The sequence below is a fragment of the Parabacteroides sp. AF48-14 genome (assembly GCF_003477465.1).
In the GTDB taxonomy this organism is placed as follows: Bacteria; Bacteroidota; Bacteroidia; order Bacteroidales; family Tannerellaceae; genus Parabacteroides; species Parabacteroides acidifaciens.
Genome location: NZ_QUDI01000006.1, coordinates 72,102 through 97,827, shown reverse-complemented (window position 1 = coordinate 97,827; position 25,726 = coordinate 72,102). Strand labels below are relative to the sequence as shown.

At 45.6% G+C, this 25,726-nt stretch carries 13 protein-coding genes; 8 read left to right on the top strand and 5 right to left on the bottom strand.

From position 1 onward, the window contains the following. The first annotated feature begins 204 nt into the window (after positions 1–204). The 8 genes from DW083_RS04400 (at position 205) to DW083_RS04355 (ending at position 17,246) form a co-directional block, all read left to right on the top strand. Positions 205–3,441, top strand: coding sequence for a TonB-dependent receptor (locus DW083_RS04400; protein WP_122331568.1), 3,237 nt, complete (start codon positions 205–207; stop codon positions 3,439–3,441). Positions 3,442–3,454: 13 nt separating this feature from the next. After that, entirely contained in the window at positions 3,455–5,443 is a 1,989-nt protein-coding gene (locus DW083_RS04395; protein ID WP_122331567.1) for a RagB/SusD family nutrient uptake outer membrane protein, read from the top strand. A gap of 813 nt (positions 5,444–6,256) precedes the next feature. Beyond that, entirely contained in the window at positions 6,257–8,446 is a 2,190-nt protein-coding gene (locus DW083_RS04390; RefSeq protein WP_122331566.1) for a glutamine synthetase III, read from the top strand. A gap of 544 nt (positions 8,447–8,990) precedes the next feature. After that, the gene (locus tag DW083_RS04385; RefSeq protein WP_122331565.1) at positions 8,991–12,215 is read left to right on the top strand and encodes a SusC/RagA family TonB-linked outer membrane protein; all 3,225 of its coding nucleotides are present in this window, start codon (positions 8,991–8,993) and stop codon (positions 12,213–12,215) included. Positions 12,216–12,235: 20 nt separating this feature from the next. Further along, complete coding sequence (locus DW083_RS04380) at positions 12,236–13,696, top strand: SusD/RagB family nutrient-binding outer membrane lipoprotein (protein WP_115499338.1); 1,461 nt, start codon at positions 12,236–12,238, stop codon at positions 13,694–13,696. A gap of 251 nt (positions 13,697–13,947) precedes the next feature. Then, positions 13,948–14,397, top strand: coding sequence for a hypothetical protein (locus tag DW083_RS04375; protein WP_122331564.1), 450 nt, complete (start codon positions 13,948–13,950; stop codon positions 14,395–14,397). Between the two features lie 1,033 nt (positions 14,398–15,430). Next, positions 15,431–15,904 (top strand): hypothetical protein, encoded by a 474-nt coding sequence (locus DW083_RS04360; protein ID WP_122331561.1) that lies wholly within the window; start codon positions 15,431–15,433, stop codon positions 15,902–15,904. Between the two features lie 181 nt (positions 15,905–16,085). Beyond that, entirely contained in the window at positions 16,086–17,246 is a 1,161-nt protein-coding gene (locus DW083_RS04355; RefSeq protein WP_122331560.1) for a 6-bladed beta-propeller, read from the top strand. 250 nt (positions 17,247–17,496) lie between these two features. Here the strand turns inward: DW083_RS04355 and DW083_RS04350 are convergent, their stop codons facing one another. The 5 genes from DW083_RS04350 to DW083_RS04335 form a co-directional block, all read right to left on the bottom strand. Further along, positions 17,497–19,179 carry a hypothetical protein gene (locus DW083_RS04350; RefSeq protein ID WP_233551761.1) on the bottom strand — a complete coding sequence of 561 codons (1,683 nt, stop codon included), beginning with the start codon at positions 19,177–19,179 and terminating at the stop codon, positions 17,497–17,499. Further along, complete coding sequence (locus tag DW083_RS22575; RefSeq protein ID WP_233551760.1) at positions 19,167–19,796, bottom strand: hypothetical protein; 630 nt, start codon at positions 19,794–19,796, stop codon at positions 19,167–19,169. Before DW083_RS22575 ends, DW083_RS04350 begins: the two co-directional genes overlap by 13 nt. A gap of 5 nt (positions 19,797–19,801) precedes the next feature. Next, on the bottom strand, positions 19,802–22,045 hold the full coding sequence (locus tag DW083_RS04345; protein ID WP_233551759.1) for a hypothetical protein: 2,244 nt from the start codon (positions 22,043–22,045) through the stop codon (positions 19,802–19,804). A 25-nt stretch (positions 22,046–22,070) separates the two neighbouring features. Beyond that, the gene (locus tag DW083_RS04340; RefSeq protein WP_122331559.1) at positions 22,071–24,053 is read right to left on the bottom strand and encodes a DUF5054 domain-containing protein; all 1,983 of its coding nucleotides are present in this window, start codon (positions 24,051–24,053) and stop codon (positions 22,071–22,073) included. A gap of 117 nt (positions 24,054–24,170) precedes the next feature. After that, entirely contained in the window at positions 24,171–25,721 is a 1,551-nt protein-coding gene (locus tag DW083_RS04335) for a glycoside hydrolase 43 family protein (RefSeq protein ID WP_233551758.1), read from the bottom strand. Positions 25,722–25,726 lie beyond the last annotated feature (5 nt).

Below are 25,726 nucleotides of genomic sequence, written 5' to 3'. Positions count from 1 at the left end.
CACTATAATGCAGAAATTTCATATCTTTGACACCGATATGAAATGTGCAGAGTTCTTTTAGAACTAATGACAAAAGAAGATAAAGACTAAACGCAAAAACTAAAAAAACTCCAACATTTTGTACATGAAAGTAGAATAGCGATTGTAAGCGCCGCCATTTTAATTAAAAGAACATTCTTTCAATTAAATATTAAGACACAAATTATGTTGAAAAATTTTAAACCTATCAGCTTAATCTTGCTGGCAGGAGCCACTTGTTTCCCCGCAAGTATTTTTGCAGAAACAATGCCCTCCAAGCAAAGCGTGAGTATTTCCCAGCAGAGCGGGAAAGTCACAGGTACTGTTGAAGATGACCTCGGTCCTGTAGCCGGTGCATCTGTCGTAGTGAAAGGGACAACCAATGGGATTATGACCGACATGGACGGTAATTTCGTATTGGAAGGTGTAAATAAGGGGGACATCATCCAGATTTCCTTCATCGGTTACACAACTCAGGAAATAACGTATAACGGCCAACCTTCTCTTCAAGTAAAACTTTCCGAAGATACTCAGAAGCTCGATGAAGTCGTTGTTGTTGCTTTCGGTACGCAAAAGAAAGTGAATGTAACCGGAGCCGTTTCATCTGTTGGAGCGAAAGAACTCTCGGCCCGTCCGGTAAACTCTACTATCGACGCCTTACAGGGTGTTGTGCCGGGTATGAATATCTCGACAAGCAACGCCGGTGGTTCTCTGAATGCCGATAAATCGTTCAACATTCGTGGTACAGGTAAAATCGGGGATTATGGTTCCGCTTTGACTCCTCTTGTTTTGATCGACGGCATGGAAGGAGACATCAACGCAATCAACCCGCAGGATATCGAAAACATCTCTGTACTGAAAGATGCTGCCGCTTCATCCATTTACGGTTCACGTGCTCCGGGCGGTGTTATTTTGGTAACAACAAAAAGAGGTAAAGCCGGTAAGCCGAACATCAACTACAACAACAACTTCCGTTTCAACTCACCGTTGAATATGCCGCATATGGCTGACTCTTATAGCTTTGCTCTTGCCATCAATGATCAAATTGCAAATACGGCAAATGCTGGAGCGCCGATGTATAGCGCAAAAAAGCTGCAACAGATTTTAGACTATCAACAAGGCAAAGGCGGCCAATACATGTGGGAACTTAACGGACGCTGGAATTCATTCGACGACCCGAACCGTATGGATATTATGCCTGCAGCCAATACAGACTGGTTGCACGAACTGTTCGGAAGCAGTTTCACACACGAACATTCTCTCAGCGTGAATGGCGGTTCCGAAGCGATGCAATACTACCTGTCGGCCAACTATTTGGATCAGGGTGGTTTGCTGAAATACGGAGACGACGGTAAAAAGCGCTATTCATTAACAGCGAAGATTAATGCCGATTTGGCAAAATGGTTAAAAGTGGGCTACAGCATCCGTTTCAATCGTTCTGATTTCGACTCGCCCTCATTTGCCAACAATGGTGTAGGTGATGTACATTCAAATGTATTCTATTTTGACGTTTGCCGTTATTGGCCGGTAATTCCGCTTGTCGACCCGAACGGTTATTACACAGCAGAATCAAAAATATATCAGTTGGAAACCGGTGGACGTTATAAAACCCAAAGCGACGTTCTGGCACAGCAGCTCCAATTCCTGATCGAACCGATTAAAAACTGGAAAACGACTGTCGAACTGAACTATCGTTCGAATTATAACTTCGATCATACGGATTACCAGACCGTTTATGCTTATGATGTAAACAAAAACCCATATGCCATCGCCAATACGACTTCCGGAGTAAAAGAATATGGTTATAAGAGCAACTTCTTTAACCCGAATATCTTTACAGAATACAGCCAGCAGCTTGAAAGCGGACACAACTATAAAGTAATGATCGGTTTCCAGAGCGAACTCTTCAAACAACGGGACATCACGGCCAGCCAGGACGGTATCATGGCAGGTATCCCGACATTGAATACGACATCGACCAATGCGCGCAATAGCGGTGGTTATGCAGAATGGGCAACAGCCGGTTTCTTCGGCCGTATCAATTATGACTACAAAGGACGCTACCTGGCTGAAGTAAATATGCGCTACGACGGTACTTCACGCTTCCTGGCCGACCAGCGTTGGAACTGGTTCCCCTCTTTCTCTTTGGGATGGAACATTGCACGTGAAGCATTCTTCGAGAACATGACAGACCTGATCAGCACATTGAAACTTCGTGGTTCATGGGGTGAATTAGGTAACCAGAACACAGAAAACTGGTATCCGTTCTATCGCATAATCGATTTCAAACAGAATGACGGTAAATGGTTGGTTAATGGGGTTAAACCCAATACCGCAGCAGAATCCAAACTGGTTTCCGCTTTATTGGGATGGGAAAAGACACAGACACTGGATATCGGTTTGGACGTAGCCATGCTTAACAACCGTTTGAATGTAAACCTGGACTATTTCCAGCGCAAATCCAAAGACATAGTTGGTCCGGCACCGGAATTGCCTAATATATTAGGTATAAAAGTTCCGAATGTAAACAATCTGGATATGACCTCCAAAGGTTGGGAATTAATGGTTACATGGCGTGACCAGATTCAAGACTTCAGATATGGAGCGACATTGTCATTATCAGACAACCAAGTTGTCGTCGATAAATTCCCGAACCCGTCAAAAGACTTAGGCCAAAAGTATTACGATGGTTCTCATTTAGGGGATATCTGGGGATACCAGACTGTCGGAATTGCCAAAACGGATCAGGAAATGCAGGATCATCTGAGCAAAGTAAACCAGTCCACTCAAGGAAGTAACTGGGGAGCAGGCGATGTCATGTATGCCGATATCAACAACGATGGCGTTATCAATGATGGAGATAATACTCTGAATGACCATGGTGATAAAGTTTTATTGGGAAACAGCACTCCACGCTATAACTTCGGTTTGAATCTGGATGCTGCATGGAAAGGTTTCGACCTGAAAGTATTCTTCCAAGGTACACTGAAACGCGACTACATGCCGTCTGACGGCGCTATGATGTTCTGGGGTTCCGTTGGCTACTGGCAGACAAACTTCTTCGAAAGCCACCTGGATTATTTCCGTCCGGAAGGAACCGACAGCCCGTTAGGAGCCAATGTCAACGGTTACTTCCCGCGCCCGGTACAGGATAACAAAAACCGTAAAGCACAAAGCCGGTATATGCAAAATGCAGCATATTGCCGCCTGAAGAACGTTACATTGGGTTATACATTGCCGATGCAATTGACAAACAAATTCTTCGTGAATAATTTGCGTTTGTTTGTCTCTGCAGAAAACTTATTCACAATCACCAGCTTGCGTGATACGTTTGATCCTGAAACAATTGGTGTAGGTGACTGGGACGGATGTACTTATCCTCTGTCTAAAACCTTCTCATTTGGTTTAAGTGCAACATTTTAATTAACAGAAGATTATGAAGACATATATTAAAGTATTAACAATAAGTGCATTAATGATGGGCGGCTTTAGCAGTTGCAACGATTTTCTTGACAGGGAACCGTTGGACAAAGTAATCCCTGAAAAGTTCTTTAATGCAGAGAGTGATTTGGCGGCTTATGCCATCAACAACTATAAGTTTGAGACAGTCACCGACAGCTACGGCATCAACCTGTTCGGTAAAGACAACGATACCGACAACCAGGCCGGAACCGGCGATCCGAAATTCTGGCTTCCCGGATTGAAACAAGTGGCATCTTCTGTTGGTGACAACGGATACAAGTGGGAAAACATACGTTCCTGCAACTATTTCTTCGACAACGTACTTCCCAAGTATGAAGCCGGAGAAATCAGCGGAAACCAGGATAATGTGAAACATTATGTCGGTGAGATGTATGTAAACCGTGCTTATTCTTATTACCAGATGTTGGTGAAATACGGAGATTTACCCATTGTCACAACAGCTCTCCCCGATATCGGGGATGAGCTGATGAAAGCATCCGAACGTCAACCGCGTAATAAAGTGGCACGCTTTATCATCGAAGATTTGAAAAAGGCGGAAGACATGCTGTTGACAACGGCTCCCGGCGGAAAAAACCGTATCAGCAAAAACGTTGCTTACCTGTTGCACGCACGTGTTGCCCTTTTTGAAGCGACTTGGGAAAAATATCATCAAGGAACAGCTTTCGTCCCGGGAGGAAAAGGCTGGCCGGGTAAAGACGCACAAGGCTATAACGCTGATGCCGAAATCAATTATTTCCTGGACGAAGCAATCGCAGCTTCTAAAGTTATCGGAGACCAGCTTGTTGGCAATCTGGCTAATAACACGGATGCAGCAGAAGGCATGGATGCAAACCTGAATTCCTTGAATCCTTATTACACCATGTTCTGCGACGAAAACATGGAAGGATACGATGAAATCCTGATGTGGAAGAAATTTGACGAATCATTAGGCGTCACAGCCAACTTGCAGATGGAATTGGAACGTAACGGCGGTGGTTCGGGATGGACACGCGGAATGGTCAATTCATTCCTGATGCGCAACGGTCTGCCTATTTATGCAAGCGGTTCCGGTTATGATAAGGAATGGGAAAAAGAAGGCGTAAACGCGACTCTTCAAAACCGTGACTCCCGTATCGTGATCTTTACAAAGAAACCGGGTGATGTAAACTTCTATCAGCCGGACGGAACACCTGCACTTTGTCAGATCAGCTTTATCTACGGGGATGCCGGAAGCTTGGCAACAACAGGTTTCATCATCAAAAAAGGAAAGCATTATTCCAGCCATATGGCAAACGACCATAATGCGTCTACATCAGGCGGTATCGTCTTCCGCGGTACGGAAGCCATGCTGATCTACATGGAAGCAAGCTACGAAAAGAACCATGTGGTCGACGCAACAGCCAGCAGTTATTGGAAAGCCTTGCGCCGCCGTGCCAAAGTGGACGAAGACTTCAACAAAACAATTGCAGCCACAATCATGTCGGAAGAGGCAAAAGGCGACTGGGGCGCGTATTCACACGGCCAGTTGATCGATCCTACTTTGTATAATATCCGCCGTGAACGCCGCAACGAGCTTTGTGCCGAAGCATACCGTTGGACAGACCTGAAACGTTGGCGCGCATTAGACCAGATGAAGACTACGGCCTATCGTACCGAAGGTATGCTGTATTGGGGTAGCGTGTATGAAAAGGAATTGGCAGACCTTTGCGTTGTCGATCCGGCAAAAGGCAATATGTCTTCTCCTGAATTAAGCAACTACATCGTTCCTTACGAAAAAACAGCTAACGGCGATATCGCCAAACAAGGAGGATTCAAATTCACTCCGGCTCACTATCTGGAACCGATCAGTGTCGACGTATTCCGCCAGACAGCCGTAGACAAAAACGATTTCTCAAGCGCTGTCGTTTATCAGAATCCAGGCTGGGGCTATCAAGCCAGCATGGGCGCGACAGAAGTCGAATAATATAGACGGATTTAGAATAAGTTAATTCATACCCGGAGAGAAACTGTAAACGTTCTCTCCGGGTATTTTTTGCCTTCTAACTTTCAATTTTCAACTCTTTAACTTTCAACTATCCCGGGGGGGCTTATTGTATAAAACGCATTTTTCAGGCTCGAAAGACATCCGAAACAAAACAAATGTTAATCCGCTTTTTTGACCTCAAAAAGGGACTTTTTCCTCTTTTTTGAACGTTTCCATCAATTACGACCGTCCTCTTTGCCATTACGACCGTGCTAATGTGTAGTGCACTCGGCACCTCGCGAAGATTAGCACGGTCGTAATGGTGATTTGGACGGTCGTAATTGAAAAGAGGACCGTTGTAAGGGCAAAAAAGCACCTGAATTTCCTTGGGATATTTGGAACGCCGTCCGTTTTATTTTCAAATATTCGATTCTCCGGGAGTTAAGCTTTATCACTTTGTCGGCGTTTCCGCTTTTGGGTAATCAAATTGTACGCTTTTGGGAACGGACTGCGCACCTCGTTTTTCCTATTGTCAGAAAGGGGAGCTTAAACCGTGAAAAGAGTCAATCCAAAATCGATCAAGATTTCGAACGAAATAGAAAAACAGTCGAAAATGGGGGTTATTGTAATTTGTCAGGTTTGCAGAAGATTCAAAACTTGACAAATATAAGCTATAACTAATGATTTATCATTGGCATATCGCCCCACTATTTCCTTTATGACACTCTTTCATCTATTTTTAACTACCGGGTGAAAGATGGAATAAAGATTTGCTTGTATCTTTGCAGGCGGTATAACATAAAAACAAACTGTATGTCAATCTCACGCTTCAATGCAGTGGAGAAAGCATCCAACCGAAAGGCTGTGGAAGCCATCACTCCCAATCAGAAAGTATCCGAATATTATGGTGAAAATGTCTTCAACCGGAAGGCAATGCAAAAGTACCTCTCCAAGGAAACCTACAAGGCACTTACTCATGCAATCGACAATGGTACGCCCATCGACAGGGAAATAGCCAACCATGTGGCTGCCGGTATGCGTATGTGGGCACTGGAAAAAGGAGTCACGCACTACACCCACTGGTTCCAACCTCTTACCGACGGCACAGCCGAGAAACACGACGCGTTCGTGGAGCATGACGGCAACGGCGGCATGATCGAAGAATTTAGCGGCAAGCTGCTCGCCCAGCAGGAACCGGATGCGTCCAGCTTCCCGAACGGCGGATTGCGCAATACGTTCGAAGCGCGCGGCTACTCGGCCTGGGACCCTTCTTCCCCTGCGTTTATCGTAGACGATACCTTATGTATCCCAACCGTATTCATCGCCTACACAGGTGAGGCGCTGGACTATAAAACACCGCTGATCCGTTCGATCGAGGTGTTGAACGAAGCAGCCAAAGACGTTTGCAACTACTTCAACGAAGAGGTAAACAAAGTCATTACATATTTAGGATGGGAACAGGAGTATTTCCTGGTCGACGAAGACCTTTATTCCGCCCGCCCGGACCTGTCACTGACGGAACGCACCTTGCTGGGACACGAAAGTGCCAAAAACCAGCAGTTGGACGACCACTATTTCGGAGCGATCCCTTCCCGGGTACAGGAGTTCATGAAAGATCTGGAAACGGAATGCTACAAATTAGGTATTCCGGTCAAGACCCGTCACAACGAGGTTGCCCCGAACCAGTTCGAGTTGGCGCCTATTTATGAAGAATGCAACCTGGCAAACGACCATAACCAATTGCTGATGTCGGTCATGAAACGAGTTTCACGCCGCCACAATTTCCGTGTGCTGCTTCACGAAAAGCCTTTCATGGGTGTGAACGGTTCCGGTAAACACTGCAACTGGTCGATGGGGACCGATACAGGCATCAACCTTTTCTCTCCGGGAAAAGACCGTGAAGACAATCTGAGGTTTATCACCTTCGTTGTCAACTCGCTGATGGCCGTATATAAATACAACGCCTTGCTGAAAGCCAGCATCGCATCGGCAACCAACGCACACCGTCTGGGAGCCAACGAAGCCCCGCCTGCAATCATCTCATCCTTCTTGGGAACACAGATCACGGAGATACTCGACAAGTTTGAAAACTGCTCCATCGAAGATGCCATCGAAGTAGACGACAAGAAGCGCCTGCACTTAGGCTTCGGACAGATCCCCGAACTGTTGCTGGACAATACGGACCGTAACCGTACCTCTCCTTTCGCCTTTACCGGAAACCGCTTCGAGTTCCGTGCACTCGGTTCATCGGCTAACTGCGGTTCGGCCATGCTGGCACTGAATTCGGCCGTTGCCTACCAGCTCCGCCAGTTCAAGGAAGATGTAGAGGCGCTGCGTGCAAAAGGCAAAAGCAAGGAAGCCGCCATTTTCGAAGTACTGAAAGCCTATATCAAGGAATCCAAACCCATCCGTTTCGACGGCAACGGCTATGGCGATGAATGGAAAGAAGAGGCTGCCCGCCGCGGCCTGGACTGCGAGAACAGCGTCCCGCTGCAATACGACGCTTACCTGAAGCCTGAAGTCATCAAGATGTTCAAGGAAACGGGAGTATTGAGCCTGAAGGAACTGGAAGCCCGCAACGAGGTGAAATGGGAGATGTATATTAAAAAGGTACAGATCGAAGCCCGCGTCCTCGGCGACCTGTCAATGAACCATATCATCCCGGTCGTCCTCCACTATCAATCCTTGCTGCTGAGCAACATCACAAAGCTAAAGGAGACCTTCGACAAAGAAGAGTATGACGAACTGTCGACCGAACCGCGCCGTCTGGTACGTAATATATCAAAACACGTCAACGCCGTGACCCGGATGACGGACGAAATGGTGGAAGCCCGCAAGAAAGCGAATCGCATCACCGACTTACGCAGCAAGGCAATTGCTTACCACGACACGGTTGCTCCTTATCTGGATGAGATACGCAGCCATATAGACGACCTCGAGTTGATGGTTGATAATCAGATGTGGCCATTGCCAAAATACCGGGAATTGCTATTCATTCGTTAATATTAACCTTACCCTATTCATATCAAAGACTGGCTTTATACAAATAAGTCAGTCTTTTTTATTACTCATAAACATAAGTCTTTGTAGAACTTAGTTAAAATACAATCAAACTAAGTAAATGGGCCCGTAATAATCATCAAACTGCTTCTCATAAACACATTTTTATATAGTTGAACACTCTTTTGTGGGCAAAAATATGTAAAAAGATTGTAACTACAATTTATTTGGACAAAAAAAGTAAGACAAGAATAAAAAAAATTAGCACTTCGTACATCGGCATTTATTAAACATTCACAATAGAACCATTGATTAAAGATTGTTTTTCATGACTTGAAGGATCCGGTACCACCATATACGTATTATTACGTATCAGATCATACACTTAATCAATAACTTAGACAAAACGCACAGGGTTAACATTGCAATTACCACATAAGAGTAAATTTTTATCAATAACATTAAAATACAAACATAGTTCTACAAAGACTATGGTAACTAATATGTCAGTGTGTATTGATTAGTCTAACTTATAAGAATGTGTATTATGATGAAAAAATTAATTATTATTTTTCAATTCCTTTTGATAGGAATCAGTATGATTGTTGCCCAAAATACGCAAGTAAAGGGAACAGTTACATCAGGCGATGACGGCTTACCTATTCCAGGAGCCTCCGTCGCAGTAAAAGGTACCACGCTCGGTACGATAACAGACGTTGACGGAAATTTCTCCCTGTCGGTTCCAGCAAACGCTAAAATCCTCCAGATATCCTTCGTCGGGATGAAAACGCAAGAGGTAGCAGTGAAACCGGTTATCACGGTCGTACTGCAATCGGATGTCGCTTTCCTGGACGAAGTAGTAGTCACTGCACAAGGATTGACGCGTAAAGAGAAATCCTTAGGATACGCGACTCAACAGGTAAAAGCAGAAGACCTGCAGGCTGTCCGCCAAACGGATTTGAACAACGCCTTGGTCGGTAAAGTAGCCGGTGTCCGCTTTTTAGGTGGTTCGGGAGCCAAGTTCGACGCTGGTAAGATCGTCTTGCGCGGTACCAGTTCGTTGACTGATGCAGGCGGTAGCGAACCGCTATATGTTGTGGACGGTATCATTACCAATGCAAACTCGATCAATATGGACGACGTAGAAGCCGTCAACGTATTGAAAGGGCCGGCAGCCACAGCTCTTTACGGTTCACGCGGTGGAAACGGAGCTATTATCATTACGACAAAAGGGCTTACCGGTGAAAAATCGGAATTCAACGTAAGTCACACGCTTTCTTTTGAAAAAGTGTACCTGCACAATGATATCCAGAAAGAATACGGAGGCGGTTATTACGGAGCAGACGCAGAAATGGACGTCTTCCACTATGATCCAGCCAGACATCCTTCCTACTTGCAAGCATTGGATGGCGTTCAATATTACGACTATGCCGACGATGCCAGCTGGGGACCGAAACTGGACGGACGTGAATACGCTCCCTGGTATGCTTGGGATCCGACAAGCCCGCTGTTCGGAAAGACGGATAAATGGACTTCCAAGATGAACCTGAACGATTTGTTCGACACAGGAGTCACCAATACGACAAACCTTTCGTTTGCCCGTTCCGGTAAAGACTACATGACACGCGTCTCATTCACCAATTCGGCACGCGACGGTGTAGCCCCCAACAGTAACGCTGTCCGCCGCTTCCTTTCGGCCAAGACACAATTCAAGCCGATGGACAGACTGACAATCTCTTTAGATTACAAGTACACCTACCGGAAAAACCACAACGCAGCAGTTGAAGGTTATGGCGGTTCCGGGAACGTGCTTTACTCATACCAGCAATGGGGACATACGAATGTCGACCTCAGCCAGTTACGCGACTACAAACGTCCGGACGGTTCTTTCCGCTCCTGGAACATTACGAGCCCGACAAACCTGACGCCTCAGTTCCATGACAACCCGTTTGCCCTGTATAATGAAATCAACAACACGGATATCTACCAGTGGAATGTATTCAGCGCAGACGCACAATTGGAATTACCCTGGAACATCAAGGCAGGTGTCAAGATGAACGGTAATATCCGTAACCAGCGTACCGAAGGCAAGATGCCGATGAATGTCTTAGACGAAGTATCCACCTACAATGAGGGACAAAACTCGCTGATCGACATGCAGGTACAGGGACGCCTGACATGGGGAGGCCGTTTCGTCGACGACCGCTTGTCGATAGACGCAGCTTTATTCCTTGAAAACAGAAATTATACCTATAACGAAGTGAGCGCCTTTACACGCGACGGGCTTTTCCTCGATAAGTTCTTCAGTACGGCTGCTTCCGTTGGTCTGGCCGGTGGTAGCAACTCCAAAACGGACATGAAGGAACAAAGTATCTACGGAACCGGTACTTTCGGATGGGACGATACTTATTATCTGGATTTCTCACTGCGTAACGACTGGACTTCCACGCTGCATCCGGATAGAAACAGCTACCTGTACGGAGGCCTTTCGGCTGCTGTAATGGTGAACAACTGGATGAAAGATGTTGAATGGCTGGACTACTGGAAAGTGAGAGGCTCCATGGCGCAGGTAGGTTCTACGATGAGTGCATACAATGTATATCCGACCTATAAGCTGAAAGACGCTGACGGCAACGTCATCAAATACGGCTCGCTTTCCAACCTGTGGAACGACACGAACCTGAAAGATCCTTATATCAAACCGACAATCTCAACCTCTTTCGAAGTCGGTACGGAATTCAAGATGTTCGGAAACCGTTTCTGGGGAGACTTCAACTTCTATAACCGTGATTCCAAAGACCAGATCATCAACGTGAACACGACTCCCGCAAGCGGATACAGAAGCCGTAAGATGAACGCCGGTCTGATCCGTAACAGAGGTATCGAACTTTCATTAGGCGGCACGCCGGTCAGCACAAGAGACTGGACGTGGGATATCAACGCCAATGTTGCCCGAAACAGAAATACACTGGAAGAGCTGGTTGAAGGACAAGACACATATCAGATCTACTGGATGAGCTGGAGCACACGCGTTTACTCGTATGCCGAAGTCGGCAAACCGATCGGTGTGATCCGTGGTTCCACATGGGCGAAAGACCCGGAAGGACGTATTATCCTTTCAGAACGTGCCGATCCTAACCATATTTACGGCCCTTACGCCCCGCTGCTCGATGCAAGCGCACAGGAAGAATTAGGTAATATCCAGCCGGATCTGACCGGAGGTTTCTCTACTTCTCTCCGTTATAAGAACTTCAGGTTAAGTGCTTCTTTCGACTTCCAGATCGGCGGTGAAATAGCATCTGCAACCAATATGTTCGGTGAAGGTTCCGGATTGCTGACCTCTACAGTCGGGCTGAACGATAAAGGAAATCCGATCCGTAACAGTGTTGCCGACGGCGGTGGTGTCCGTATGGATGGCGTTGTCGATAATGGCGACGGGACATACAGACCTGTAACGGCTTATGTCGATGCTAACTATTATTACCAGTCACGCAAAAGTCTGATCTGGGAAGATTATGTTTATGATGCAAGTTACCTGAAAATGCGCGAACTGTCCGTAACCTACGACGTTCCCACAGCTTTCCTCGACAAAACAAAGTCTGGTATAAAGAAAGCCAGTTTGTCGTTTGTTGCACAGAATCCTTGGTTGATCTATTCCGGCGTGCCCAACATCGACCCGTCTGAATCAGGTGGCGCAACCTATAATTATATAGAAGGAGGACAGGCAGCTTCTACCCGTTCTTTCGGTCTTACAGTAAATCTTACATTCTAAACTTAATAAGGAGTTGAATTATGAAATATATAAAATTTATAGCAATAGCATTAACCGGCTTAATGACATTTAGCAGTTGCGGGGATTTCGGCGACACAAACGTTGACCCGAACAACCCGTCAATGCCGGAGACACGTTTCTTGTTTACATACGCCTGCCGGGTAGTCCCGCAGTTCACCATGACCGGAACGTATGATCCCTGGAACCAGTTATACCCGCAATATTTCACAGAAAGACAAAATGTCCAATATAGCGGATATGCCATGACCGACTTCAACCTGGGTCCCTTCTACTACGAACGTCTCCGTAACCTGAATACAATCATCTCGCTGAACACAGATGAGGAAACGGCAAACGAGTCGTATGTGGTTCAATTGGGAGATAGAAACAACCAGATTGCCGCCTGCCGTACGCTGCGTGCATTCATTTATATGCACATGACCGACGTCGTGGGAATGCTTCCTTACACAGAAGCATTGAAAGGCGACGATGGTCTCTTTACTCCCAAATATGATACGCAACAATTTATCTACGAGGATCTGGACCGTGATTTATCCGAAGCATACAGCCAGTTCGACGAATCCGGCTCATTGGATAATACTTTCGACATCCTGTATGCCGGCAATATCGCCCGCTGGAAAAAGCTCAATGCATCTACACGTATGATGCTGGCAATCAAACTGTCAGACGTAGATCCGGCAGCCGGAAAAGCTCGTTTTGCAAAGGCTTATGCAGACGGAGGCATGGTTAGTAACGATGACCGCCTGGAATATAAATACTTGCCAGAAACAGCGAATGAGAATCCATTATATAACAATATCATTGTTTCCGGTCGTAAAGACTTTGCCCCGTCCAAAACGATTTTGGACCAGCTGATCGCCTACAACGATCCGCGTTTGGAAGTTTATGCAGACCCGAACAGCGAAGGTAAATATGAAGGTGTTCCGTACGGTATTGCACAGGCGGAAATTGTAAACTACCCGGATTGTGCAACTTTCGACCCTCGTTATTACCAGCAAAATTCACCGATGGTGGTCATTTCGCCCTCCCATATCTTACTGATTCAGGCAGAAGCAGCCGTCCGCGGATGGATAAATGCCGATGCAGAAGCATTATATAAAGCAGGTATCGCCGCTTCCTTCGGCCAATACGGATTGGACAGCCAGGTCGATGCTTACTGTGCTCAACCCGAGATCGCATTCACGGGGTCAGATCAGCAAAAGATAGAAAAAATAGCGATGCAACGCTGGTTAGGCAACTTTATGCAGGATGGCATCGAGGCTTGGTCCGACTGGCGCCGGTTGAACGTGCCGAAGTTGAAACCGGGTAGCGCAGCAACAGTAACCCATGTTCCGTACCGCCGTCATTATTATCCGGATGATTACAACACGAATGTACCCAACTACGAAGCTGCAATAGCTGCACAGGGACCGGACAATTTCGACACTCGCGTATGGTGGGATGTTGCACCGAACGAATGAAACTTTCTTATTTGTAAATAACTAAGATTAACCAGGAAAGGACCTTAATTAGACACACTTTTAGCCCTTCGGGTGGGTAGTGATACCAGCTCGAAGGGCGCTTTTAAATTTCTGATTTATTGTTCAACCTCTTTATTTAATTATAGATGAATATATATATACAACCACCACGTCTGATACAAGACATTCTTAAATATAGCGGAATCCTATTCTGCTTGCTACTATTTAAAGGATGTACTTCCGATGATTATATGACGGAAACAGACAAATTGCTCAAAGAAAATGTCCAAGCATTGGTAAGCCCCCGTACAATGGTTGCTGTTTCAAAATGTGTGGATGCATACGTTGATGTTGGCGGATACGAAACATTCAAAGGAACGCATTGCTGGACTGAATTAGTAGAAGGAGGTGACATCGGAGATATCATTTATATTGGAATAGAATATGATCCAGGAATGCTGAATCCTAACGGAGGAGGGAACTATGGACCTAAAGGCAATCCTTCTCAATTTAGCTTTACATACTTAACAACTTACTATGCCCCCGGTTCTTCATTAAATTTGAATGAAAAAATGAAATTGGAAAATGCATTGAATACAATATTGTCTTTTTCCACTATCTATACCCAAATGATGGAAATGTTGACTGAAAATAACGTAAAGTTAAATTTTATATCGACAAAGAGGCTTGTGAAAAACTAAAGGCCAATGCCTTTTTCGATAGAAAGTCTGGAAGCATTTGTTTCAAAAGCCCAGAACTAATCGATCATAAGTATTTGATCGAAGAACTCATCCATGCGGCACAATTTCAACTTTATGGGGACATGATGGGACAATGTAGCAAAAACTGCGAATTTGAAGCGAAAGTTTTCCAGGATTTAGTAAATGAACTTACAGGAACATCAGTATATATTAACGATTTACCTATAATGACAGACGATAATCCCGTTTTTCGACAAGAATATCTTTCATGGAAACAGAGTATTATCGACGTAAGATGCTTTACAAATCCCGAAGTTGTGGAATTTCAAAGGCTATGCAACTTGTGGCAAGGCTATGGAGGAAGCTATATGTCTAACTTCAGACCGCTGTTAATAGATCGATATTTTCGGAAACCTATTCCAGAGCACATGTAATTGTTAAATTTTTAAATTAAATATCATGAGAACTATTTTATTTATAATCAGTTTCGTTTTATGCAACACGTTTGCGGTTGCACAAACATCGCGTTATTTTGATGTCAAAGTCACTCCGACTAAAATATCCAAACATATAGAATTGACACCTAAAAATATCTCAGACGTTAGGCAAAAAAATTCCGGACATTGTAATAACTCTTGTATCTGTAAAAACGAGGATACATTTAATAAACTTGTCACCTCCATCGTTAAAAGTGCTTTCAAAGGCATAGACCAGGAGGATATAAGCCTTCTAAAACAATTTAAATTCAGTTTCACTTTTGATTCCTCCATGAAAATTGTGTATTTCAGATTTACATTCTATGAGAAATACGCCGACAGAATCATGAAATTAGAGAAAAACATGTATGACTTGTCACAAAAGTTCTTATACATGGATATAAGTCCTTATTTCGAAGTGGAAGATTCGAGTTTATTTCAATATGCACAATGGACCATTCCACTATACGGAGCATTTACCTCGGAACCATCAGAATAGTAGATGAACTAAATATCTACAGATTATCAGATGTGATTGTTGAATTTTCTAATCAAACATGATGAAAAGCATCCTACTAATAATCAGTTTCGTTTTATGCAACACGTTTGCGATTGCACAAACATCGCGTTACTTTGACCTCAAAGTCAATGCGTATAAAACATTTAAAGAAATAGTATTGACTCCTAAAAACATTTCGGAAGTTAAGCCTAAACCTTCCGGCCCCTATGATGACCGAAGTTCTTTTAAAGACATGAATGCTTTCAACAATATGGTCACTACCATTGTAAAAAATGCATTCAAAGACATAGACAAAGAGGATGTAAGTATTCTTCAACTATTTAAATTCAGATTTACTTTTGATACATCTATGAAAATCGTTTATCTCAAATTTGAATTCGATGAAGAATATTCCGACAAGGTCATGAAATTAGAAAAAAACATGTATGACTTGTCACAAAAGTTCTTATACATGGATATAAGTCCTTATTTCGAAGTGGAAAATCCGAGCTTATTCCACCACACGGAATGAACCATTCCACTGTACAACCTATTCACCTCGGAACCGTCGAAGCAATAAGCAATAAAAGAAAACGAACTGTCATTTCCTCGTTAATATAGATTAATCTTCTATTTATTATATAAGTATGAATAGTTCGTATCTACGATTTATTCATACTTTTGTATCCAAATTCATTTAATTCAATACAAATATGAAAGTAAAAACACTTCTTCCATTCGCAACTATCCTGCTAACAAGCCTTGCCGGTTGCAGTTCCTCCACTCAAAAATCGATGCAGGCAAACGACGGTAGCGTCCGGATAGTCGAAAACCCGGACGGTCCGCTATATATCTGCGACCTGAAAACGGTTAAGGACACAATTGACGTACCTCTTAGCGAATTGGTGGAAGACTGCCGGATCGTACGTTTTGAAACGTCTGACGAAGCAATGTTCAAGGCTTGGTGGATACAGGTAAGCGACAACTATATCTGCATCCGGCAGGAATCCGACGTGGTTAAACTATACGACAAAGACGGAAAATTCCTTTGCAACGTGGGTGCAATGGGGCACGGTCCGGGCGAATATGCGCTGACAACCTACGATGAGGTCATCGACGAACAACGCGGCCATATATTCCTTACCCCATTCTATGGAAAAAAAATCATGATGTATGGACTCGACGGGAAATGGATAAAAGACATCAACCTGCCCGGCCAGATAAATAAGGCGAAGATCGAGATAAATGCGGACGGTACGCTTTCCGTTATCCATATGCCGTTCCAAGAGGGTGCGCCTTTTGCTTTCCGGGTAGATACGGATGGAAATATTCTGGACAAGGTACCGGCAAGCCCATATATGCTGGCTTCGAATTTTGACGGCGAAATATTCTCTTACCGCAACACGGGAACATTTGACTTCTTCTATACAGGTGTCGATACGACTTATACCTACGACACAAAAGCAAACCGGCTGATACCGCGCTTCACCATGAACTTTCCGGGCCTTGGCGAAAAGCCTTACCATATTTACACGGAGCTTCCGAACCACGTCATAACCAACTATTATACCTGGGTCGACGGACAGTTTATACCGGGAGGGACCGTGCTTGTGGATAAACAAAAAATGTCGTCCACGCAATTCCGTCTGGTCAACGACTTCTATGGCAACCTCCCCGTTTCGAACCCCAACATCCACTTCAACAAAGGCTGGTTCATGTTTAATATAGAACCGGGCGCCCTATCAGAAATGATCGAAACCCATCTCACCTCCGGAAAATGCCCGGATAAGAACAAAGCGAAGCTGAAAGAGCTGGCTGGCTCGTTACACGAAAATGACAATAATCTGATGTTTGTAGGGAAACTGAAAAGATAAATGCCTGAAATAGCTCTCCTCGTATTTCATAATTTGACATATTTGAAACAAACAGACCTCGTAGGGGCGGTTCGCGAACCGCCCTCCGTGTCAACAAGTGCAGTACTTCATGAAGCTATAGTGCCGTAAAGGAATGAATAACCCGGCAGATAGAATGAACGATGCGGGATGTGTGTCCCCTCCGTCCCGAAAGAAATCTACATCGTTTGCCTGAGCAGTGGCAGCCACGTATTGACACAGGTTTTTCATTCTAATTATAGCTGCCAGGACAACGAACAATTGTTCGTGAAAGATTAAAAGACTCGCATACTTTTCCTGCTTCCAACCGATGTAGAATCCAATGATTACCATCCTCCATTGCCTCCAATGTCCAGTCATAAGCCGGATTCCGGAGCAATTTGCGTATCTCCCTCGGGAAAGCATTGGCACGCCGAGCATCTTCCCACGTACGGATAGCTTGAAATATTGATTCTTTTTGCCTGCAACTCTCCACATCTTTTTGGTCGACAATCAAAAAATAGGTAGCGCCATACCCGATGGCAATCGCTTCTACGTGCTCATATTGTTCAACAGTAGAAGTATCCTTTATTGCAAAATTCCCACCAAACGACACCGGATAATAATTCGAGTAAGTCACATCACGCAAATCTTTGCCCTGGCTGGTCGTACTTCCCCATTCCCGCGTATCAATATCATACAGGTTACGTCCGCCTCCAACGTTCCATATGCTTTGGTAATGCCAGGATCCTTCCGAAAGGGTTGCACCGGAGAAACGGATATAAGGGACTCCCAGCTCTCCGGCCCGTTCGAACATTTTACGAAAGAAACGTTTAGCCGAGTAATAACCATGTCCGTTATTAAAAAGAAATTCCTGTCCGTCGAAATCATATAAGGTGAGTCCACTACGGGCAGCCACCTCTCCATAATACCCGGCAATCTCGTCCTGAAGCGCCATATTCGGGATAAGGCCTTCATAACCATACTCAACTGTCACCTGTAGTTTACAAATGGTATCGTTAGCCTGATGAGCCTCTGCCTTCGTCCCCCAGTACCCTCTTTTCACATTCAATAATCTGTAAGGAGGCATATCGGACACACCGGAATAATGGATCAGTTCCTTACCTATTTTCACCATATTCAAGCTTTTACAATGCCCCTCCCAACTGGCTATTTCGTCCAGATAGGTGGGATCATCAACCATAAGGACTGTATCTTCCGGAGATATACTTTCCGCCAATATACGTCTTTGCTGATAGCACAGACTGTCGCTCGGAACCGGGCTGGCGTCTTTCGTCCCGGGAGCCAAAGAGTTTGTGATACAAACACGGCCCAACATGATCCCCTCAGCCTTGGCCATATCTGCAAATTCGCGGTGCGATTTATTGCCGGAGGAAAAACGAAAAGGCTTTTTCGCCAGGTCTTTTCCATCCAGATATCCTCCGTTAGCCCGGTCGGGGCGAAGAAAGCCCCGGTCGTAAGCATGAATAGCAGGAAAACCCAGCCGCTTCGTATATGCAATGACGCTGTCATACTGATTACCCTGGGTTAGCAGGTCCGGAGAATAAGCTGCCGGATCTTTAATCCACCTTCCATTTACCGTCGGGTAAGGCAATCCTTCCGATAATACGACACATTGAATGACATCCATCAAAGCCGTACTGTCAGGACTTCCCCACAACGCTATGGAAGAACCGATAAAATCGACTCCGGGAAGCGGCTCCACATCTATATGGTTCGGTGTGTTGGCCAGCATATTAGGAATTAACGAATAGAGAATCTGGCGTGGTTTTGAACGGTCCCTGGACTGATAATTCAAAGAGATGCGCCCTTTACCGTCTACCATTGCCGCATTTCCATACATAATACGGTAATAAGGTTCCTTATTGGCATAAAAAGCCACATCACTGATACCGTTTCCCCCTAAAGAAAACACCTGCCTTCGTGCAAGCTGTCGGGCAACGGATATTGCCGGGCATCCGGAGTATGGATTATATACTGGAACGGGGCAGCATCCCCTTCGAGATCAGCTGTTCCCCCTATGGTATTATCATTCAGGGCCAAGACACCAATGCTGTAATTCACGATCTCGCTCGTGTCACGTGCAACCCCGATAATCTCGCCCAACAAATTCGTTATATTCGTATGATAAGTTCCCCATTGAATGGCCTCGATCCCATTACGCGGTTCCAAACTCTTTAATGTCAATTTAAAATATTTACCCGCAGGCTGTAAAGAGACTTTGGCAACCGATCCGTTCGGATATTTCAAGGTAAAGCAACCGGTGGCTTTATCGAAAGCGGCCCCATCAGGTAAATAATAGATTTTCTTCCCGCAATCATAGAGCGACAGTAAAGGAGAAGGTTTATCCGACGGGCTGAACTCGCGCGACGGGGAGACTGTCGTGTTCTTCATACTGATGATATATCCCTTATTGTTCACCACGATACCGAAATAATCCGTATTAAATTCCCATGTCCTTCCGGCATCACAAGCAGATAACAACAATACGGCCAATATGCCGGCCACAAAAACCTTACTCAAATTCATCATTCTTCTTATTCTTTTGTTTTTAATTTACAGTTAACCGTTTCCCCTGCCTTCACTGCAATCTTATTCGTCCAATGCAAGAACGCATTATCGCCCAAAGGCCGGCATGCCTGTTCCCCATCCTCTGCAAAAACAGTCACAATAGCATCAAACGCAGTCGGATTGGTAAACTGGAGCACGATCTGTTTGCTGTTTTTCTTCACGATCTTTACATCTACATGGTCAAAAACATAAACGGCGTCCAAATCCGTACGGATATAAACACCCGGGATCTCCAAAGCCATCAAGGCTCCATTCGTCTCATTCCATCCCGTTTTGCCGCCATCCCCTCGGCTCCCCCGGCTGTCAGCATCGCAATAGGTCAGACGTTCCGTTATTTTTCCATTCGGTTGTACACCTTCTGCATGAGCATGGATAATATCCCGCAACAACCCGGCATAAAGCGTATCTCCCGTAGCCCGGTATAGTTTAAACAATGCATCCCCCGACTGCGTACAAAACCCCGGGGCGCCATGCTTGTTTTGTGTACTTGCCCACACAGCTCCGGTCAGATTCGCGCCTAATTTTGCCAATGGAGTCCCAGCAGGCAAACGATACGGGAAAGAGACCGTCCAGGTTGCACATAAATGGGCCAGGTCAGCCGATTGTTTCAAATAAGACTGCTCTCCTGTCACTTCGTATAAAGTCATCAGGGAAGTCATTAAAGCAGCAGCCGTTTCCGAATCCGCATTCTGTAATATATCTCCGCACCCACCGGAAGTAAACCCCAACAGAGCAAAGCTGTCATAATAATATGCAGCCGCCTCACAGGCAACTTCCTGATAAGCGGGTTCCTTATAGTAAGCGGAAGCCAAAGCAAGCCCGCCGACAGCCATTGCCCCGCTTGTCGTATTATAGACAGCGATCTCTCCGGTCTCGACGTTCACATAATTTCCCCATGTTCCGTTCTTTTTCCAGGTTGAGACAAAAGCATCTGCCAAACGACGAATCTCCGCTTCCCAGGCAGGAGCTATTCTATCCTCTCTTCCCTGTTCTTTTAAAAGATTGAACTGTTTAACCATCCAATAAAGGACATCTGCATTTTTGCGGGTCAAGCCGATGCCCGGGACCAATGCCGCCGCATCCCGATACACCACCTTACCGTCTGCGCCCAAGACATCATAAAAGAAACCGCTTTCCCCTTTCCCGGCAGGGAGCGCAAAGTCAAAGGTATTTTTTACTTTACGCAAATGCCCGGTATCTCCTAAAGCGAGCATCGGATAGGTATTGATCAAGCCGCCGACCCAGCCGTATGACATCCAATTGGCATTCTCCGGACAGTAGAATCCGAACTCCCCCTCTTCATAATAACGTTCGTCTATATTTTGCGTCATCCGGGAAAAAACTTCGCTCATCGGCATCAGGTTACGGACTTCACTTTCGGACGTATATATCTTACGGACTTGCATAAAACGGGCCAGTAGCTGCGGGATATCCCGGCAGGGAAAATCAATCTTCGTTACTTTCAATACGATCTGACCGCCTTTTGCAACAGAGACGCCCCGATCCGGGCTTTCGCTGAAACCGATAAACTCCGGTTTGCGGGAACGGACTCCGGGGGCACTGATTACAAAAGAGGCTGTATGCCTATCCGGCGTCTCCGCCACTGTCAGTCCGTGATCCAGCATATAACCATCAGGTTCAAAACCTTGCTCCGTGAGCAGGATAACCCCTGTTCCCTTCCTGCGATCCATATAAACAATAGCCGGCGTAGCCACATTGCACACGCTCAATTCCAGTAATGAAGGAGAACCGAACTCCGGTGAAAGCTGGGGGATCGGGTTGGAAGTCAGCGCCAAATCTTTCCGATAGTAATCGCTTTTGTCCAGTCCTGTAGCATATTCCCGATTAACGATACGCTGCCGGTTCCCATTATAGACCGCAGCCGGAATCATCACATAATTATCGCTACTCCAATCATATTCATCAAACGCCACTGCCACCCCTGCATTTTCCAAAGCCTGTTGGGCAGTAAAAGTAAAAGTATAAGAAACACCTTCGGGAATCTTTTCCTGTTTGGTGTCTACCTTCCAGGTTGTTGATGCCGGCGTGATAACCCGGCTACTTTCCAGTTGCGCCTCGTTGTAGCCACACTCCAGCAAACGATATTCCTGTTTTCCGGAAACAGACTGCGGCGTCCAGCCATGCTGTGCCTGTAGCGGGAACAGCCCCATCCCGCAAAAACAACCGATCAAAAACGTTTTTATTTTCATGATCAAATAGTTTCTGATATCACCTTTATAACCATTCCACTGTGAAACGGTACGTCAGCGATCCTTCGTTCCACATCGTAAAGTTCGTACCCCAGAGGTTGTTGCTCAGGTTGAAGTGGATGCCGCCACGCTTATCCGGATATTGGGTCGAATAGTTGATGCCTCTTGCTTCCCCCACATTGACCAGGAAAGCGGCCTCGCTCCAGATCCGGATCGTTCCGCCGGAAGTGATCAAATCGACATAGCGGTCTATGCCGTGCTGCTGCCGGTTTCCTTTTTCCACTACATCAAGCAGATCGACCGGCGCACCTGTTTTCTCCGCAACAATCGAAAGGATATCGTCTGTATTGAACGAAAGCCAGTAAGTTTCGGGAAGACGGACTGCCGGTTTATTGAAAATAGTCAGTTCGATTTCCGCTTTTTTCCCATTCTTGTAATCCAGACAGTTCATGATCATTCTCTCAGGATACACGCGTGCATCCACGCCTTCCTGCTGAGGGAAAGAGAGTTCACAAAGCGTGCGCATCCCTTTCTTCTCCTTCTGCACTTCCCGCTTTACGACTTGTGCCGGCAAAGAGACACTGACTGCCTTCGAACGGTCCAACCCGGTTTTACCCAGATCATCAAACGCCCAACCTTGATGGCTACGCAGAAAATGATCCAGATAGCGATCGTAATCATGGCTGTCATACATCTGGTAAAACAGACCTTCCACTTTTAACTTATCATTTTTCAGCAAAAAGAGTTTCCAAGCTTCAGGCTGCACCTCGACATTCTTTTTCGAGAAAGCCGGCAATACGGGAGAATCTATTTCTTTCATCTTTGCCAATGCCTCCTGCTGCAAAGGTGCCGGCAGGTAATTGATGGCATTATAGATATACCAGTCGATCTCTTTCCAGGATTTCTCAACTTTCCGGAACGGTTCGGTCGAACGGGCGGCAAGAAACTGGTCCATGTCATATTTATCCCAGTTACGGAGATGCGTCTTGATATCCATTCCTTGCGTATGTTCGGCTATCAATCCGAGTTCCACGGCAAAATTCAGCGACTCGTCACTGCCGCGATCCAGCGTCTTCTCTTTCAACCATTTCGAATAGAGTGCAGAAAGCGCCCTGAACTTAGCCATCCGGATCGGTGCACTTCCATAACCATAAATCCAAGTATCTCCGATCTCGGAAGTCACAACAGGCAAAGATTCTTTCATGTCCAGCAACTCCCCGGCGATTTCATTGAAAGACGCAGCAACCAGTTGTGCATTTGGATAGCGTTTATGCAAACCGGCATAGATTTCTTTCACCGTTTCGTATGAATGCGGTCCGTGGTTATCTCCGGTAAAATTAACCGATATAGCCGTTTTTCCTCCCGGCAACAGGTTCTCGGAACCGTAATCCTGCTGATAGACCAATATCAGTTCGTTTCCCTCCGGATCCCTCCATCGGCAAAACTCGGGAACAGCCGGAATAGGAGTAGCCGGATTCACACCGACATGCAAAAAACGAATCCCGGCCCGGTTCATCGGAGCAATAATACTGCGGGTATGTCCCGGAACATCCGTCATCTTGGCGGCAATCGTTTTCTTTCCGTATTTTTCATCCAGCTTATGCGCCAGCAATAAATTGGTTTCCAGCAAATCCAGGTTCATGGATTCGGTCTCCACCGTATAGGGTACGCTATTCCAGACGATATCTCCCTGCCGGATAGCAGTTCCCAAACGTTTCACTTCTTCATCCGAAGCCGTCTGAAGATATTTCCAGATCAGCCAGGAACCTGTTGTCCAGACATACCGTTCGCCGGACTGGTCCATCCGGAGCTTTTCAGCCACATCCAGAGCTTTAGGTATAAATTCATCGACATAACGTTTCTCCACAACAGAACTCAGATCGGTAAACCCGACATCGAGGTGGGTCTTAAATACGACATAGACTTTCGAGACTTCCTCGTTGACTTGAGCGACAGCCGACACGCAGTACAGCCCGCAAATTATCAATGCAATAAATATCTTTTTCATACTATTAAAAGTGTTTATACACAAGCATCAGACTTTACGAAATCTCCACAACTACACAAAAAGCAAGTGGCTATCAATGTTTGAAATACCTCCACGAACAATACGAATATCAAATTATTATTTCCCATAAAACCGAAACCAGTTGAAATCAGCGATACCGTCAACCCCTTCTTCCGTTGTTGAGAAGTTGAACAGGGCAAAACGATTAGCCGTCCAAGGCAATCCCAATCCCATATTCAGGACATTGCCGACCGGAGAGAAAAAAGCTCCGTCAAGACTATAATAAAAACGAGCCGTAAAGCCCTTATCGGTCACACGCGCCCGGATCCAGATTTTATCCTGCGTAAGGTTTTCTATCGGCGTTTCGATTATTTTCCCGTCGTTGCACATAACCACTTTGCGTTTTCCTTCCTCCTGTTGCACCGCAATATAAGCATACGGAGACTCGAAAACGCCGAAACCCGCTATATTCCCATCCTTCAGACCGGAGAGATCGAGTTCGACTGTTCCGGTTGAATTAGGCCCCTGCACACGTTGTGTCAGCGTATTACGGGCATTCTTCAAGTCAATAGCTTTAGACGCCTTCAGACGCATATAACCGGGACGTTCCCGAAGCGACCATTTTTCATTATCCGGATTATGATTCCATTGCCACTGCAAACCTAAACGCTTGCCATCAAACTCGTCTGTTGTCGCAGGCACCTTCACTTTATGATTCTTTCCGACAGTCGGTTTCGGATATGTAATGGCATCTTTCCCTCCTACACCCAATATGGGCCATCCGTCTACCCACTTGACCGGCAATAAATAAGGAACACGTCCGATCGGACCACGATCTTGCATAATGATGAACCACCAATCTCCGTTTTTCAACTGAACCATCCCTCCTTGATGTAAACCGTTTACCGGATAGGAAGTGTCATCCTGAATAATTACTTTGGATTCATAAGGTCCATAAATATTTTTCGAACGAAGGCAGACCTGCCATCCTTCCGTCCCACCCGCCGGACAAGTGATATAGTACATTCCATTTATCTTATAGACATGAGATCCTTCCATTCCGGCTCTTTTACCCGATCCGCGGGCATCATCTACGCCTTTATTCCAAATTTCGACCGGCTTGCTTTTGACGGACTTCACATCTTCATTTAGTTCCGTCACATATAACTTATGCTGTCCATGCACAACATAGACTTTCCCGTCGTCATCGAAAAACAACCCCGGATCATATAAATATTCCGGAAATATAGTCCGCACCCAAGGTCCTTCCGGCTTCTCAGCTTCACAAACCGAAAAGTGTCCGGTTTCCGTACCCCAACCGTAAGGCGTACAAAAAGCGACATAAAACTTACCCTTGTTATACCGGATAGAATTAGCCCAGGAACCATTCAAATAAAGTTCACCGCCTTTCATATCGTAGCGAGGATCTTCATCATACCGATCGACTGCATAGCCGACAATTTCCCAATTCACCAAATCTTTAGACTTGGCGACCGGCGATCCCGGCACATAATGCATACTGGTAGAAACAAAATAAAAATCATCTCCAACCCGGATCACATCCGGATCCGGCCAATCGCCCCACATCAATGGATTGGTGAATGTCCCGTCTCCATTGTCCGGAGTCCATACCTGTTGTGCCTCATGGTAAGAAGACTTAAACAACAAAAGCC